Genomic DNA, 16,948 nt, shown 5'->3' on the forward strand with positions numbered 1-16,948 from the left:
GTAAATCAATTATTTGAAATAGCTAAAAGTTTCTCCTGATTCAATTTTTTGAAGTGATTTATAAATTAATTTAATCACATTTTCTACATCTTCTTTGCGAACCATCTCAACAGTTGTGTGCATATAACGTAATGCTAAAGAGATTAAAGCAGAAGGAACTCCACCATTACTATAAGCAAAAGCATCTGTATCTGTTCCTGTAAATCTAGAAGAAGCTAATCTTTGGAAAGGAATTTCATTTTCTTCCGCAGTTTCAATAATTAACTCACGTAAATTATTTTGAACAGCTGGTGCATAAGAAATCACTGGTCCATCTCCACTTTTTGTTTCTCCTTCTGTTTTCTTATCAATCATTGGAGTAGTAGTATCATGACAAACATCTGTTACAATCGCTACATTTGGTTTGATTGTTTCTGTAATCATCTCAGCTCCACGTAAACCAATTTCTTCTTGTACAGAATTTGTAATATATAATCCAAAAGGAAGTTTTATATTGTTCTCTTTTAATAAACGAGCAACTTCCGCAATCATAAATCCTCCAATTCTATTATCTAAAGCTCTACAAACAAAGTTTTTCTCATTTAAAACAAAGAATTCATCTGGATAAGTGATTACACAACCTACATGAATTCCTAAAGCTTCCACTTCTTCTTTTGATGTACATCCAACATCAACAAAAATATTATCTAATTTTGGAGCTTCTTCTTTTCCACCTTTTCTTGTATGAATTGCTGGCCAACCGAAAATTCCTTTTACAATTCCTTTTTTAGTATGAATATTTACTCTTTTTGATGGCGCAATTTGATGATCACTTCCTCCATTTCTAATTACATAAATTAATCCTTCTGGAGTAATATAATTTACATACCAAGAAATTTCATCAGAATGTCCTTCGATAACAACTTTAAAATCTGCTTCAGGATTGATAACTCCAACAGCAGTTCCGTAAGTATCCGTAATAAAAGTATCAACATAAGGCTCTAAATATTCCATCCAAATTTTTTGCCCTTCACTTTCATATCCTGTAGGAGAAGCGTTATTTAAATATTTCTCTAAAAACGCGATTGATTTTTCATTCAATATTGATTCTGTACTCATATTTTGTCTTGTCGTTTTTTACAAAAGTAAGGAATGTTTTTTGGAATTTTAGATTAAATCTTTTCCATTAAATTATAATTTCTTTAGCGCAAAATCACAATACTTTTTTCTAGCTTTAAGTAGCTAAATAGAGAATGTGTGAATATGAAGAAATCATTAGAGAGTTTAGTAGCTTTTTCTAAAAGTATAAGCGAATTACAAAATAACGATGAATTTTTAAAAGCTTTTTCCGAAGATACTGGATATTCTATCCATAATATTAAAAAAAGAGAAATTCAATCTTCTGCTGCTTTTATGAATTATAAAATTGAAGAAATCCAAAAAAAAGTTGCTTCTGATAAAAAGTTTTATTTCAAAGAAAATAAACACATCCACAAAGTTTTTTGTTTACTTCCAGGAAATGCCGCTCTTTACGCTTTTTGTGCAAAAGTTTTGGTGCCTTCCATTATTTGTGATGTTTCTTTGCATATTTCTTTTCCGTCAAGATTACGAAAATCTAAAGATTTTTTAGTGCCGATTTTCCAAAAACATTTACCAAATATTGAAATTATTGAAGCTAAAAATAAAACGGAAATGTTTCATCATGTCATTAATGAATCGGATATTGATACTGTAATCGTTTTCGCTTCTGATGTTTGGATTAGTGAATATATTGGTGAATTTATTGAAACGAAAAAGCGTTTAATTTTTGAAGGACCTGGAAATGATCCTTGTGTCGTTTTTGAAAATTATGATCAAAAAGGTGTAAAAGATATTGTCCAAGCTTGTTTAAACAATTATGGACAATCTTGTTCGAGTTTGAAAAGAGTTTATGTGAAAGAAGATATTCATGATGCATTTGTTTATGAATTAATTAATCAAATTGATAAGCATTTAAAAGAACACCCAAATGCAAATAATTCTATTTTTTCTCCAATTGTTTTTGATAAAATAAATTATCAAATCACCGAAGCAAAAGGAAAAGGAGCAAAGGTTGTTTATGGTGATGCAGCCATTGAAAATTCTAAATTTAATCCGACAATTCTTTTAAGTCCAAATCATACAACTTTAGTCTTGGAAGAAAATTTTTATCCTGTGATTCCTGTCGTAAAGTTTAAAGATGAAAAACATGTAGAAACGTTGATTTTTGAATCTAATTATGGTTTAAATTGTTCTATTTATGGTGATTATTCAAAAGATTTTTTAGAATTGATGAAAAATAATCATAAAAGTGTTTTTAAAGATTCTACGATTGTTAATGATGAAAATCATCATGAAATTACAAAACTTGGAGGTTATAGAAGATCAGGTTATATTTTAGAAGACGGAATTAAAAAACATGGTTCTTTCTATCTTGAAGACTTAATTTTTAGAGATAAATAGTTTCTATCCAAAAAGAAAATAAAGCAAATTCCAATTGTATAAAGTAATAAATCTGACCAAAGAAAACCTTGTCCTAGAATTAAACTACCAATTCTTGTTTGACGAATTTCTACAATCCATGTTGCTTTATATAATTGGAATAATTCTATAAAAAAACAAAAGAATAAACTTCCTAAAAAAGCAGTTTTTAAAGATTTTTCAACAAGTATAAAACGTATTCCAAAATAAATTAATACAGCATAAAGTGCATCACCAAAATAAGTAATTACAAACATAGGCATAAAAGACATTCTAGAAGAAAGTCCAAGAAAAATAGTGAAAACTGCTAAAATGAAATAAAAAATTCTATTTCTAATTTGTATTTTCATAGCTTAATATTTAAATAAAAATTTCCCTTCCTTAATCAAATAAAGAAGGGAAAAAGTTTTTAATTCTGTTGTTGCAAAGCATAAATCGCAAAAGTTCCTAACCAATGTGAACCTTCATAAGAATCACCAGTTAAATTCGGAAGCGAATAATTGATATGTTCATTTGTTAAAGTATTTAAATGCTCAAATTTTGGTGAAGTTTTCGCAATTTGGTAAAAACACCAAGCTCGACTGAAATTTAATCCATCTAAATGAACTAAATGTCCATCCGTTCTATCTGTTACAATTCCTGGTTTTAAATCAAAATTTGGATTACTTAATTCTGGTAGAAAATTATTTACCCAAGTTAAAAACTCTTGTTGCGGTAAAATTTTCGCCATTAAATTTGCTTCTTCCAAACAAGGAGAAAGAAAATCAGTTCCACTTGGTTCCCAACCAATCGGGCAATTTTCATCATTCAAATAAAAATCTTTAGCTCTTTTTTCAATTACTTTTTTCAGACTTTCATTGTTTGTAGTTTTTGCATAATCATAAGTTAAACTTAAACCGAAAGCCGTATTCGAATGTGTACCAACACGAACGGGATAATTTAATTTTGGTAAAAATTCCTCATACCTTTTTGCAATAATTTCTTCTAAGGGTTTTAAGTTTTTAGAAAGCTCTTTACCTAAAGGATCATTCCAAGTTTGCAATTCTTCTGCAAGTTTTAAAAGCCAAGCCCAACCATAAGTTCTTTCATAAGATTTGTTATATGGTTTGTTGAAATAAGCAACTTCAGCGGTAATATTTTCCGGACTAATTCTTTCTTTTAATTTTTGCTTAATTTCCTCTTTATTTTCTATTTCAGGAAATGTTTTTAAAAGTGAAACTAACGACCAATGCCCATGAACAGCAGAATGCCAATCAAAACAACCATAAAAAGCAGGATGTAATTCTTTAGGACTTTGAATATCTTCTGAGCTATTTACAACTTGACTTGGTTTGTTCGGATATTCCGTTTCAATACAATGTAGTGGAAGTTCTGATAAACGAATTGCTTCCTCTAAAGTTAACTTTGGAACTTTTACCTTTTTTTGAATTTTCTTTTCTATTGTATTTTCTGTTTCGATTTTTACATCTTTTGGTGGATTTTGATCACAACTTAAAATAATTGTAGTAAAAATCACTAAAATTGCTATGTTTTGTACTTTCATTTGGGTCAAATTTTCCGAAAAATAAGCAAATTATTTGAAAAAAAAACTCTCACAAATGGAGAGGTTCAAACAGTAATGAATCTAAATATCATCGTCGAATTAAACTAAAATGTCCTTTTTTAGTAATTGTTTTTTCATTTAGATTTTTAATTTCAAGTATAAACCAATAATCAGTTGAAGGAAGTTCTGTTCCATTTTTTGTTCCATTCCAACCATCAGAATTTTGATTCAAAACTTCAATAATTTTTCCATATCGATCAAAAATTGTGATTGTAATATTTTTTATGTTTTCTGCACCATGTAAATGCCAAGTATCATGAATTCCATCATTATTTGGAGTAAAATAGGATGGGAAATTAAGGAACGTAATCTCTTTTCTAATTTCTCCACAACCATGAATATCTTGAATAATTAAATCGAAAACACCATCTGGACAATTCTCAAAAATCCCAGTTGTGTTCCAAGAAATTCCTTCATCAATCGAAAATTGATATTCTCCTATTCCTAAAGTCGAAATATCAATTATTAAAGTATTTTCTTCTTCATTTTGTAAATATCCGATTTGTTGTATTGTATTTTCTGAAATTTCAGCTAATTCTGATAAAGAAATATCTACAGTATGTGTAGCGAAACATTCTAGATTTGAAATATAATTTATTGCTTCTACAGTATAAACTCCTTCTGAATTGATTTCTAGGAATTCATTTTCTGTTTCATAAATTGTTCCATTAGGAAGTGTCCATTTATACATGTAATTTCCATTTGGATTGTCAATTGTAAGAATGTTTTCTTCTAAATTTTTACAAAAAGTAAAATTTTCTGCAATTTCAAAAGAAGGAGTTTCTTCAACAATAATTTCAAAAGAAGTAATTTTTTTACATAGATTTTCATTTTCAATAGAAACCCAAATTAAAGTGTTTCCACTTTCTAATTCTGTAAAGTTTTCAATTTTATTTTCTTGATTATTTACATCATTTTCAGTGAAATAATAATTAAAGACTAGATTTTCTTCTGAAGTGATTTCTTCATTTTTTTCTTCCAAATTAAAAATTCCAATTCCATTCATTCCACAAGTAAAAAGAGGTGAGATAGTTTCATTTATTTCAGGATTAGAAGCAACTTTTAAAATAATTTCTTTAATAGAAGAACATTGTGATTCTAGGTTTTTTGCTTTGATAAAAATACTTGTTTCTGGATTATTTGTGATTGTAATCGGATTTACAATATTTGGAAAATCATTTTCTGCGTCTGTTTGAGAGAAGAAATAGTTTACTTCTAAATTAGAGAAATTGCTTTCAGAAATAAAAATAGAAGTTAATTCTTGTAACGAAATATTTTCTATAATTCCGTCTGAATTATCTTCACAAAAAGTATAAGTTTCTATATTATTAAAATTTGGAATTGGCTCAACAATTAATTCAATAGAAAAAGAAATCGCACAATTTTGATCAGCTAAATTATTTATTATCGTAGCATAAATTGTTTTTGAACTTGAAATATAATTTTCAGGAGATTCAATAGCATTATTTTGCAATTCAGCATCTTCTAAATTTTCATGAAAAGTAACAGAAATTCCGTTTTGTTGATTTGTAAATTCAGGAATATAACTTTCAAGATTAAATAGAGAAAATCCATCAAAATCATCATCACAAACTACGATAGAATTAAATTCAAAATTCGGTTTTGGCAAAGGTTCTACAACTAAAGTCAAAGTAGAAATATCAAAACAACCTGTTGTAACATTTTCAACTCGAACATAAATTTCTTGTGAATTTACCGTGTAATTTATATAATTTTCTTCTAAAGATTCAATGTTGTTTTCTGCATTTTCTTCGGTTAAATGAAAACTAACAATCGTTCCCAATTGACCATTTAAAATTTGATTTTCTGTAGATTCTAAATCGAAAAAAGCAAAACCATCATAATCATCATCACAAACTTTGATAGGTGGAAGTAAAGTCGCATTTGGTTTTTGTTCAATTAAAATTTCAAAGCTAGAAATGATAAAACAATTATTTTCATTTTCTAGGCGAATCCAAATTGTTTGCGTGTTGGGAATTGTGTTTAAAAAAGGCGTTTCTAAATCGATATTTAATTCTTTATTAGTTGCATTTTCTTCGGTTAAATACATAGAAACTTCCAAATTTGGATACATTTCCAAAATGCTTTCTTTTTTTGAGTTTAAATTGAAAAAAGCAAAACCATCTTGATCTTCTTCACATAAAATTTCATCAGAGATAATAATGTTTTCAGGAATTTCTGTGATAATTAATTCTAAAGGTTTTATAATAAAACAACTTGTATTTTGATTTTCAATTCGTGTAAATATTATTTGAGAAACGGAAAAATAAGATTCATCGATAGAAATTGGAAGTTCATTATTTTCTGCATTTTGAAAAGTAATATGATAAGAAATTTCATATTCTTCTTGCAAATTATAAAGTTCTGAAACTTCATTTAAATCAAAATGTGCATTTCCATCATAATCATCATCACAAGCAGAAAATTGCTCGATATTTTCTACATCTGGAAGTGGATTTACAACCAAATCTAAAATCACATAAGAAAAACAACCATTTTCATTTGTTACAACCGCATAAACAGCTTGCGTTCCTTGCGTTAAATTTGTATATGGATTTAATTTATCGATAATTGGTCCTTCATAAGAATTTTCATGGTATGTTACAATTCCTGTTGTTCCATTCAAAATTTCCGCATCTTTTTCATACAAATAAAAAGAATTTACAAATCCATTTGTTTCATCACCATCCAATGCATTATCACAAATTTCATAAGAACTAGGTTGTTGTAAAATTGGTGTTTCTTCTACAAACAATTCAATTGGTTTTATAAAAGGACATTCATTTTCATTCTCCATTCGAATCCAAATTGTCTGTGGATTTAGATTGTTTACAAAATTTTCGGGATTGGAAATCCAGCCACTATTTTGTGAATTTCCTTGAATTGCAGCATTTTCTGTAAAATAATATTTAAAATTTCCAATAGCATTTGATTCTAAAATTGTTAAATCAAAAATTGAAAAACCATTTGGATTTTCATCATCGCAAATAGACAAAGAATCAGGAAGTAACATTTCAGGTGAAGATTCAGCAATTAATTCTAATGAAACAACAGTAAAACAACCAGAAATTAAATTTTCAACACGAGCAAAAATAATTTGTGAATTTGCATCAATGTTTATATAATTTTCTGGATTTTGAATATGATTATTTGGGTTTGGATTTATTTCATTTGCATCATTGAATTCTACAAAATATTTTATTTCAAAATCACCTAAAGCAGTATAAATTTCTGTGTTTTTTAAAGTTAAATTGAAAGAGGTAAATCCATCATTATTTACATCACATGAATAAAGAGGTATTGGTGTATTTGCAGAAATTGTATTAATAAAAATCTGGAAACTAAATCTTTTGATACAACCATTTTGAAAAATAGCTTCTACAAAAATTTCTTGATTGTTTATTCCAATAAAATTCTCTGGAGAATCAATGATTTCTGTAAAATTTTCATCAGTAAAATATTGAATATTTGTTTGATTTGAGTCCGAAATTATTTCATTTTGAATTGTTAAATCAATGTTTTGATTACTGCAATTTTCTATATTTTCAAGAGTATTTATAGATTCGGAATTAATGATTAATAAAACTGAAGTTGTTGAAAAACAGCCTTCCGAATTTTCCAATTTCACAAAAATTTCTTGCCCTTGAAATCCTTGATAATTAGATAAATTATTTATAGAATTAGCGAAATTTTGATCTTCAAAATAAGTGATGAAAATTTCTGGATTTTGTGTGAATTGAAAACTTAATTCAGATAAATTAAAATATCCAGTTTCATCATAGGTATTACATGTTGAAAACTCAGATACTGAATTAAAATCTACATTGTTATTCAAAGAAAACTCGATTTCCATTGTATTTTCACAACCGTTAGAATCTGTCGCTAAAACATATACAATTTGATTTGTTGTGATTGTATAATTTCCTGTGATTTCATTTGTAAAACTTGCATCTGAAAAATATTGAATTGACACAGAAGCATCGTTTGTAATTTGAGAATTCAGCGAATTTAAATCGAAAATTTCTTGATTATTTCCATCGTTATCACAAAGAGAAATCGGTGAAATTGGATTTAAATTTAATGTAGGATTTAAAGAAAATTCAATTTCCATTGTGTTTTCACATCCATTAGAATCTGTTGCTAAAACATATACAATTTGATTTCCTGAAATCGAATAATTTCCTGAAATTTCATTTGTAAAACTTGCATCTGAAAAATACTGAATTGAAACAGAAGCGTCATTTGTAATTTGAGAATTAAGCGAATTTAAATCGAAATTTTCTTGATTATTTCCATCGTTATCGCAAAGAGAAATTGGAGCGATTGGATTTAAATTTAATGTAGGATTTAAAGAAAATTCAATTTGCATTGTGTTTTCACATCCATTAGAATCTGTTGTTAAAACATATACAATTTGATTTGTTGTGATTGTATAATTTCCTGGGATTTCATTTGTAAAAGAAATATCCGAAAAATATTGAATTGAAACAGAAGCGTCATTTGTAATTTGAGAATTCAGCGAATTTAAATCGAAAACTTCTTGATTGTTTCCATCGTTATCACAAAGAGAAATTGGAGAAATTGGATTTAAGTTTAATGTAGGATTTAAAGAAAATTCAATTTGCATTGTGTTTTCACATCCATTAGAATCTGTTGCTAAAACATATACAATTTGATTTGCTGTAATTATATAATTTCCTGTGATTTCATTTAAAAAAGAAATATCAGAAAAATATTGAATCGACACAGAAGCATCGTTTGTGATTTGAGAGTTCAATGAATTTAAATCGAAAATTTCTTGATTATTTCCATCATTATCGCATAGAGAAATTGGCGAAATTGGATTTAAATTTAATGTAGGATTTAAAGAAAATTCAATTTGCATTGTGTTTTCACATCCATTAGAATCTGTCGCTAAAACATATACAATTTGATTTCCAGTTATTGTATAATTTCCTGGGATTTCATTTGTAAAACTTGCATCTGAAAAATATTGAATCGACACAGAAGCATCATTTGTGATTTGAGAATTCAGTGAATTTAAATCGAAGTTTTCTTGATTATTTCCATCGTTATCACAAAGAGAAATTGGGGCAATTGGATTTAAGTTTAACTCAGAATTTAAAGAAAATTCAATCTCCATTGTGTTCTCACATCCATTAGAATCTGTTGCTAAAACATATACAATTTGATTTGTTGTGATTGTATAATCTCCTGTGATTTCATTTAAAAAAGAAATATCCGAAAAATACTGAATCGAAACAGAAGCATCATTTGTAATTTGAGAATTCAGCGAATTTAAATCGAAGTTTTCTTGATTATTTCCATCATTATCACAAAGAAAAATCGGTGAAATTGGATTTAAGTTTAACTCAGAATTTAAAGAAAACTCGATTTCCATTGTATTTTCACAACCGTTAGAATCTGTCGCTAAAACATATACAATTTGATTTTCTGAAATCGAATAGTTTCCTGAAATTTCATTTGTAAAACTTGCATCCGAAAAATATTGAATTGAAACAGAAGCATCATTTGTAATTTGAGAATTCAGTGAATTTAAATCGAAAACTTCTAGATTATTTCCATCGTTATCACAAAGAGAAATCGGTGAAATTGGATTTAGATTTAATATAGGATTTAAAGAAAATTCAATCTCCATCGTGTTTTCACATCCATTAGAATCTGTCGCTAAAACATAAACAGTTTGATTTGTTGTAATCGAATAATTTCCTGTGATTTCATTTGTAAAACTTGCATCCGAAAAATATTGAATTGAAACAGAAGTATCATTTGTAATTTGAGAATTCAGCGAATTTAAATTGAAGTTTTCTTGATTATTTCCATCATTATCACAAAGAGAAATTGGGGCAATTGGATTTAAGTTTAACTCAGAATTTAAAGAAAATTCAATCTCCATCGTGTTTTCACATCCATTAGAATCTGTTGCTAAAACATATACAATTTGATTTGTTGTGATTGTATAATTTCCTGTGAATTCATTTAAAAAAGAAATATCAGAAAAATATTGAATTGAAACAGAAGTATCATTTGTAATTTGAGAATTCAGTGAATTTAAATTGAAGTTTTCTTGATTATTTCCATCATTATCACAAAGAGAAATTGGGGCAATTGGATTTAAGTTTAACTCAGAATTTAAAGAAAATTCAATTTGCATTGTATTTTCACATCCATTAGAATCTGTTGCTAAAACATATACAATTTGATTTGTTGTGATTGTATAATTTCCTGTGATTTCATTTGTAAAACTTGCGTCAGAAAAATATTGAATCGACACAGAAGCATCATTTGTAATTTGAGAATTCAGTGAATTTAAATCGAAAGCTTCTTGATTATTTCCATCGTTATCACATAGGTAAATAGGCAAAATTGGATTTAAATATAACTCAGAATTTAAAGAAAATTCAATTTGCATTGTGTTTTCACATCCATTAGAATCTGTTGCTAAAACATATACAATTTGATTTGCTGTAATTATATAATTTCCTAAAATCTCATTTGTAAAACTTGCATCAGAAAAATATTGAATCGAAACAGAAGCGTCATTTGTAATTTGAGAATTCAGCGAATTTAAATCGAAAACTTCTTGATTATTTCCATCATTATCACAAAGAGAAATTGGAGCGATTGGATTTAAATTTAATATAGAATTTAAAGAAAATTCAATTTCCATTGTGTTTTCACAACCATTAGAATCTGTCGCTAAAACATATACAATTTGATTTGTTGTAATCAAATAATTTCCAGGAATTTCAATTATAAAACTTGAATTAAAAAAATACTGAATCGACACAGAAGCATCGTTTGTAATTTGAGAATTCAGTGAATTTAAATCGAAAATTTCTTGATTATTTCCATCATTATCACAAAGAGAAATGGGAGCGATTTGATTTAAGTTTAATTCAGAATTTAAAGAAAATTCAATTTCTGAAGTGTTTTCACATCCATTAGAATCTGTTGCTAAAACATACACAATTTGATTTGTTGTGATTGTATAATTTCCTGTGATTTCATTTGTAAAACTTGCATCTGAAAAATATTGAATTGAAACAGAAGCGTCATTTGTAATTTGAGAATTCAATGAGTCTAAATCGAAAACTTCTTGATTGTTTCCATCGTTATCACAAAGAGAAATTGGGGCAATTGGATTTAAGTTTAACTCAGAATTTAAAGAAAATTCAATCTCCATTGTATTTTCACAACCGTTAGAATCCGTTGCTAAAACATACACAATTTGATTTGTTGTAATCGAATAATTTCCTAAAATCTCATTTGTAAAGCTTGCATCCGAAAAATACTGAATCGACACAGAATTATCGTTTGTGATTTGAGAATTCAATGAATTTAAATCGAAGTTTTCTTGATTATTTCCATCATTATCACACAGAGAAATCGGCGTAATTGGATTTAAGTTTAATTCAGAATTTAAAGAAAACTCGATTTCCATTGTATTTTCACAACCGTTAGAATCTGTTGCTAAAACATATACAATTTGATTTGTTGTAATCAAATAATTCCCAGAAATTTCATTTGTAAAACTTGAATTAGAAAAATATTGAATTGAAACAGAAGCGTCATTTGTAATTTGAGAATTCAACGAATTAATATCGAAAATTTCTTGATTGTTTCCATCATTATCACATAGAGAAATTGGTGAAATTGGATTTAAATTAGGAATTTCATGAACAGCTAATATCAAAAGAAGTGTTGAATGACAGCCATATTGATTTTCTACTTTTATAAAAACATTTGTATTATTTGAAGCTACATAAGTCGTCAAATTAGAAATTTCAGAAGTAAGATTTATATCTTCATAAAAAGATAAAATGAAAGTACCAGCGGTGATGTTGGTTAAATTAAAAGTTTCCACACCATCTCCATCATCATCACAAGCATGAACAGTAACAGAGCCATTTATTGTTGGCGGAGGAATAACATTTAAATAGAAATAACCTGTTGCTTCACAAACATATTCATTGATAATTTTCATATAAATAATTTGAGAATGTGTTCCAACAAAAGCAGTTGGATTCGTAATTTCATTTGTTAAAGCAGCATCCGTATAATATTTAATGATTGGATTTGGATCTATGGTAACAGCATTATTTACTGTTAAATCGAAAGTTGCTGTTCCACTTCCGTTTTCTTCACATTCAATTAAATTTACTGGAATTGAAATTGTATTATTATTGATTACTTCTAGAGAAAGTGTGTAAACAGCCCAAAGATTTGGATTAGTTATATCATGAATTCGAATATAAATAATTGCATTTCCAGAAGTATATAAATCAGGTAATTCATTCGTTTGATTTATGGCATCTGTGTTTGTAGGATAATAATCATAATGATAATTTGGATTTGTCTCTACAAGAGATTGAAAAATTCCTAGATTAAAAGTATAAATTCCATCATATGGAATATCATCGCAAATTCCATAATTAAAATCTGCTGTATTTGTAATTGTAGGAGTGAAGTTTACAATTTTATTTTCTAGATTAAGTTTTGGTGCATTAAAATAATTAATGTTTTGATTTTTATCCAGTTTTATAACTGGATTTTGTGTGACAATTTCTTTTTGAGAAACATAACTTTCAACTTGAATTTGTGCAAAGAGATGTTGAAATATACATAGGAAAAAGTATCCAAAGATATATTTTGTTTTCATAATTTTTTAGAAAAACTCTTTCCAAGAAGACTGAAAAGAGTTTGTATTTTTAATTAGTAAATAGACAGTTTTTTAATTGTAGATTTTTTATCAGAAAAGATTTTTATAAAGTAAATTCCTTTACTAAAGTTTGAAATATCAATCTTTTTAGTGTCATTTATTTTGTCTTTTAAAACAATTTTTCCAGTTTGATTATAAATAACTATTTCATCTAAGTTTAATTCACTTTTTATAGAAATAAAATGAGTTGCTGGATTTGGATATATAGAAATTTGAGAATCAAAAAGTTCTTCATTAACTTCCAAAGTAGCAGAAACATGAAGAATTTTTGTGCAAGAATTTTCATTTCCAAAAGAATCAATAATTGTAAACGAAATAGAATGGTAACCTAAAGGAAGAATTGTTCCTGGACTTGGATTTTGTAAAATTGTATAATCTTCACAAGCATTTAAAATAGAAATAGTAGAAGTAAGGTTTTCTAAAGAATAAAATCCTGATTGAGCCAAAACAGTTTTAGTTGAACCACAAACTAAAAGTGGCGGAATTGTATCAATTAATTCTATATCGAAAGAAAAAGAGCTTTCATTTCCAGAAGAATCAGAAAAAGTAATGGTGATATTCGTGTTTTCAAAAATTTCTGTTCCTGCTTCTATATTTTGTGAAATGATAATTTCAGAATCACAATTATCAAAAGCTTCAAAGTCATAAGTTGTAAAATCTGGAATGATATAACTACAATTTTCTTCTAAATCAATCAATTGATTTTCTATTGGATTGCTAAAAATAGGTGCTTCTGTATCTTGGATAATTACAGTTTGAGTTGTGGAAGAAATATTTCCGCTTGTATCTTCAAAAGTCCAAATAACTTCATGTATTCCTGGTGTTGTGAAAGTTAAATTTTCTGTATTTGGTAGAGTGATGATTAAATTAGAACAAAGATCTGTTGCATTTGGAACTTCAGAAATTGTAAATTCACATTCAGCATAAATAATTGGAATTTCTGGTGGAATTGGAGGTTCTGTATCTGAAAGAATGATGGTTTGGTTTGCAGAAGAAATGTTTCCACTTGAATCTTCAAAAATCCAAGTAACATGATTTGTTCCAGATTGTAAAACTTGTGAATTTTCCATTGTTCCAATAATAATTCCATCACAATTATCCGTTGTAGTAACTTCAGGAATTGAATTACATTCTACTGAAATAGTTTCCAAAACAGGAATTTCAGGTTTCGTTGTGTCTTGTAAAATAATTTGTTGAATTGCTTGTGAACTATTTCCACTTTCATCTGTGAAATTCCAAGTTATTGTATAATTTCCGACTTCAGAAAAGTTTGGATTATCAGTTGTTGTTCCTATTATTTCACCAGAACAAGAATCTATTGTTGTTGGACTTGAAATTGAATAATCTTCACCGCATTCTAAGTAAATAATTTCCAAACCAGGAACTTCAGGTTTCATTGTATCTTGTAAAATAATTTGTTGAATTGCTTGTGAATTATTTCCATTTTCATCTGTAAAATTCCATGTAATTGTATAGTTTCCTACTTCAGAAAAGTTTGGGTTATCAGTTGTTGTTCCTATTATTTCACCAGAACAAAGATCTATTGTTGTTGGACTTAAAATTGAATAATCTTCACCGCATTCTAAGTAAATAGTTTCTAAAACAGGAATTTCAGGTTCCATTGTATCTTGTAAAATAATTTGTTGAATTGCTTGCGAGCTATTTCCACTTTCATCTGTGAAACTCCAAGTAATCGTATAATTTCCGATTTCAGAAAAATTAATATTATCTGTTGTTATACCTGTTATTTCACCAAAACAAGAATCAGTAGTTGTTGGATTTAAAATAGAAAAATCTTCACCGCATTCTAAGTAAATAGTTTCTAAAGTTGGCGTTTCAGGATTTGTAATATCTTCTAAAATTAGTTGAATTTCGATTCTATCAGAAGTACAATCTTCAAGTGAATTGGTGATTTCAACAAAATAATTTTGATTTTCTAAAACATGATTTTGATCTAAAGAAGTTGTTGTGCTTTCATTTAAAAACCATTGAATCGTTTCATTTTCTGCTAAAGTAAGTTCTAAGTCATTTAAAATAGTATTTGGACAAACTGTTATGTTTTCAGGTAAAATAGAAGATATTTCACAATTATTTCCTTCACAATCATTTTTTATTGCAAGTTCAGAATTACAATTTTCTAAATTTTCAGAAAGAGTAACAGAACCAATAAAATTTTCATTGTTTATTATATGACAGATTCCTGTACAATCTTCTAAATCATCATTATCTGTAAGACTAATATCAAAATCTAAACTCTGAATATTTTCCAATCCATTCAGATTCGTTAATCCATTCAAATTCCATAAAGTAAGGCGTGTTTCTACAGTTGTTAAGGATGAAAGAGCCGAAATATCAGATAAATTAGCACTTAAATAAATATAAATTCTACCAACAGAAGTTAAATTATTAATCCCATTTAAAGAAACAGCATTTGTTGCACTTAATTGTAATTCATGTGTAATAGATGTTAAAGATTCAAAACCTGTTAAATCTTGAATTAAATAGTTTTGAACAATAAATAAATTCTCCGTAATAGTTTCCAGATTATGAAGACCATGGAAATTAGGTAAAGCATCATTATTATAAAAGTATACATTTCCTAATTTTGTTATGTTTTCAAGAGAAGCAATACTATTTAAAGCTATATTATTTTTAATTCTCAAGTTTTTTCCTATTATAGATAAATTATCAAGTCCTATTAGATTTTCTAAAGAATTATTTGCTTCAATCTCAATACTATCTTCAATTTCCGTAAGACTTGATAGATGTTCAATAGTTTCTAAATTATCATTTCCAATAATTCTGAAATCTGATTTAACAAAAGTAATGTTTTCCAAACCTTCTAAAGTTTGAAGTGCATTATTCTTATATACAGTTAAAAAACCATTTGCGATATCAAGTTGGTTTAAACCAACTAAATTTACCAAAGCATGATTTTTAGAAATATTAATAGAACCTCCAACTTCCGTAAGATTAGCAAAAGAATCTAAAGTACTCAAAATAGGATTATCAATAACATTAAAATGTTTTTTGATAGAAGTAATATTTTGAATTCCAGATATATTTTCCAAAATTTCATTTGATTGAATTATCAAATCTCCATTAACAACTGTCAAACCTTCAAGACCTTCCAAAGAAGTCAAAGAGCTATTTCCTCTTATTTCTACATGATTATCTACATGTTTTAAATTGGAAAGTGCATAAATATTCGTAAGATTATCATTATTTTCAATAATTAAATCATGAAAAGTAATATAAGTTGTAGGAGGATTTCCAATGATTTCAAGATTGTTTAATCCTTCCAAATTTATTAAAGAATCATTATTATCTATTTCTAATTTACTTTTTATATGTGTTAAATTTTGTAAACCATTTAAATTACTTAGAATTGGATTATCTCTAATAGAAACAACAGATTTAACAACGTTCGAAATATTTGAAATTCCATCGATATTTTCTAAGAGTTCATTTTCAGTTAAATAAATACTTCCCAAAGAAGTTGTTACAGAAGATAATTCGTCAATATTTGTAATAAAATCATTATTGTGAAGCTGTAATTGACCTTCAATTTCTGTTAGATTTTGTAAACCATTTAGAGAAGTTACAGAAGTGTGTCTAAGATGAAAAGAATTAACACCTGTAAGATTTTCCAAATCTTGTAAACTCGTTAGATTAGGAGTTTTTACAATACTAATTCTATAAATATAAGTCAGATTTGAAAGTCCAGCTAAGTTTGTGATAGAATCGCTAATTGTAGAATCATTTCCGATTTTTAAATAATTATAATTTAAGCTTGTACAGTTTGGATAATCAATGATAAAATTATCAATATCTTCTTGAGTTAGTAGTTCAATCGTTCCATTTGGACATTGTCCAAAAGATGTAAGTTGAAAAAGATTTACTAAAAGAAAAAATAAAATATATTTTTTTTGCATGACTAAAGAGTTGTTTTCTTTTAATTGATTCACACAAATATATTTGGAATGTAAAAGGTATTTATCCCTGTTTTTTGGGGTATTTTAAATCTTTTAATATTTATTTTGTAATCTGATTATCAGTAATTTAGTAAATTTATACGTTGTTTAGTTCTAAAATTTGTTATT

General features: G+C 27.2%; 6 protein-coding genes. 1 reads left to right on the forward strand and 5 read right to left on the reverse strand.

The annotated features are described in order from the left end of the window. Positions 1-9: 9 nt before the first annotated feature. Positions 10-1,098: a M42 family metallopeptidase gene (locus I1A51_RS09990; RefSeq protein WP_196893482.1), complete on the reverse strand. Its 1,089-nt coding sequence runs from the start codon at positions 1,096-1,098 to the stop codon at positions 10-12. A gap of 144 nt (positions 1,099-1,242) precedes the next feature. Here I1A51_RS09990 and I1A51_RS09995 point away from each other — a divergent pair, with 144 nt between their 5' ends. Then, positions 1,243-2,460, forward strand: a complete 1,218-nt coding sequence (locus tag I1A51_RS09995) for an aldehyde dehydrogenase family protein (RefSeq protein WP_196893484.1) — start codon at positions 1,243-1,245, stop codon at positions 2,458-2,460. Here the strand turns inward: I1A51_RS09995 and I1A51_RS10000 are convergent. The 4 genes from I1A51_RS10000 to I1A51_RS17740 all read right to left on the reverse strand — a co-directional run bounded on the left by I1A51_RS10000 (position 2,427) and on the right by I1A51_RS17740 (position 16,813). After that, the gene (locus tag I1A51_RS10000; protein WP_196893486.1) at positions 2,427-2,828 is read right to left on the reverse strand and encodes a ribosomal maturation YjgA family protein; all 402 of its coding nucleotides are present in this window, start codon (positions 2,826-2,828) and stop codon (positions 2,427-2,429) included. The genes I1A51_RS09995 and I1A51_RS10000 overlap by 34 nt on opposite strands. A gap of 59 nt (positions 2,829-2,887) precedes the next feature. Beyond that, positions 2,888-4,021 carry a DUF2891 domain-containing protein gene (locus I1A51_RS10005; RefSeq protein ID WP_196893488.1) on the reverse strand — a complete coding sequence of 378 codons (1,134 nt, stop codon included), beginning with the start codon at positions 4,019-4,021 and terminating at the stop codon, positions 2,888-2,890. An 88-nt stretch (positions 4,022-4,109) separates the two neighbouring features. Further along, a complete protein-coding gene (locus I1A51_RS10010) occupies positions 4,110-12,785 on the reverse strand; it encodes a T9SS type B sorting domain-containing protein (RefSeq protein WP_196893490.1) in 8,676 nt (2,891 codons plus the stop codon). A gap of 53 nt (positions 12,786-12,838) precedes the next feature. After that, entirely contained in the window at positions 12,839-16,813 is a 3,975-nt protein-coding gene (locus I1A51_RS17740; RefSeq protein ID WP_196893492.1) for a T9SS type A sorting domain-containing protein, read from the reverse strand. Positions 16,814-16,948: the final 135 nt, after the last annotated feature.

The organism is Aureivirga marina (assembly GCF_015767265.1).
Taxonomy (GTDB): domain Bacteria; phylum Bacteroidota; class Bacteroidia; order Flavobacteriales; family Flavobacteriaceae; genus Aureivirga; species Aureivirga marina.

Coding starts and splice junctions, on each gene's coding strand:
- I1A51_RS09990 (WP_196893482.1), bottom strand. CDS start 1,098: ATGAGTACAGAATCAATATTGAATGAAAAATCAATCGCGTTTTTAGAG.
- I1A51_RS09995 (WP_196893484.1), top strand. CDS start 1,243: ATGAAGAAATCATTAGAGAGTTTAGTAGCTTTTTCTAAAAGTATAAGC.
- I1A51_RS10000 (WP_196893486.1), bottom strand. CDS start 2,828: ATGAAAATACAAATTAGAAATAGAATTTTTTATTTCATTTTAGCAGTT.
- I1A51_RS10005 (WP_196893488.1), bottom strand. CDS start 4,021: ATGAAAGTACAAAACATAGCAATTTTAGTGATTTTTACTACAATTATT.
- I1A51_RS10010 (WP_196893490.1), bottom strand. CDS start 12,785: ATGAAAACAAAATATATCTTTGGATACTTTTTCCTATGTATATTTCAA.